We start from the raw sequence: 1,129 nt of genomic DNA, 5'->3' as shown, positions 1-1,129 counted from the left end.
TGCTTAACAACGACGAGGTGATTTAGAATTAAACGCTCGTCGTTGACGACGCTGATCATCTTGACGCACCTTTGGATCTTTCGCTTTAACACGAATAGAAGGCAGATTGACAAGAGAACGAAGGTCGTTAATTTCCTTGTTGTTTAACTCTTCCCAAGCACCAACTTTCAATCGGCTAGGCAAGAAAATACAGCCATAACGAACACGCTTCAAACGACTAACCTGAACACCCTGAGATTCCCAAAGGCGCCTAACTTCGCGATTACGACCTTCCATCAGCGCGACATGAAACCACTGATTTGTTGAGTCTCCGCCTGCTGACTGTATATCCGTAAATCTCGCAATACCATCTTCAAGCAGTACACCTTCTTTAAGACGAGCGATCATCTCATCATCGACCTGCCCATGAATCCGTACTGCGTATTCACGATCAACACCATAAGATGGATGCATGAGCCTGTTTGCAAGCTCACCGTCAGTAGTAAGGATAAGCAAGCCGCTCGTGTTGATATCAAGACGACCAACGGAAATCCATCGCTGATTTCTCAAGCGTGGTAAATTCTGAAAAACAGTCGGACGCCCCTCGGGATCAGAACGTGAGCATATAACACCCTCAGGCTTGCTATAAACAATCACCCGCTGATCAGCTGCAGTCTCAACATTAAGCTTAACTGGCTTACCATCTACTCTGACGGCATCAGAAGGGATAAGACGAGCACCCAAAGTCACCGTCTCACCATTAACGCTCACTCTACCCTGCGCAATCCATCGTTCGATTTCACGACGTGACCCCAAACCTGCTTGCGCAAGGACTTTCTGAATTCGTTCGCCTGAAGGCTCAGACATTCAATACTCCCAATTAAAATTAAGAAGACTGTGTAAGGCTAGCTTTCAAAATCTCAGCCTTTAAATCCTCATAAGTGTGCACAGCAGGGAATTGAGGAAACTCATCAATTACGTTTTGAGGAGACTTAAATAAAATACCGGCCTCAGCCTGCTTGAGCATTGTCGTATCATTATAGGAGTCACCCGCAGCAATCACACGATAATTTAATAACTGAAATGCGCGAACGGACTGACGCTTAGGATCTTTCTGACGCAATAGGTAATCCGTAATCTTACCTTCTTC

1 protein-coding gene and 1 pseudogene are annotated in these 1,129 nt (G+C 45.5%); both read right to left on the bottom strand.

Translation table 11 applies throughout. From position 1 onward, the window contains the following. Nucleotides 1–3 precede the first annotated feature (3 nt). The gene (gene rluB / locus A3762_RS01090) at nt 4–846 is read right to left on the bottom strand and encodes a 23S rRNA pseudouridine(2605) synthase RluB (RefSeq protein WP_068753707.1); all 843 of its coding nucleotides are present in this window, start codon (nt 844–846) and stop codon (nt 4–6) included. Nucleotides 847–865: 19 nt separating this feature from the next. Further along, a pseudogene (gene thrH, locus A3762_RS01085) lies at nt 866–1,129 on the bottom strand (bifunctional phosphoserine phosphatase/homoserine phosphotransferase ThrH); the annotation flags it as partial.

This window comes from Oleiphilus sp. HI0125 (assembly GCF_001635355.1).
This window is presented reverse-complemented; position numbering and strand designations above follow the sequence as displayed.

Excerpts from the sequence above, each read along its gene's own strand:
- rluB (WP_068753707.1), bottom strand. The coding sequence starts at position 846 with ATGTCTGAGCCTTCAGGCGAACGAATTCAGAAAGTCCTTGCGCAAGCA.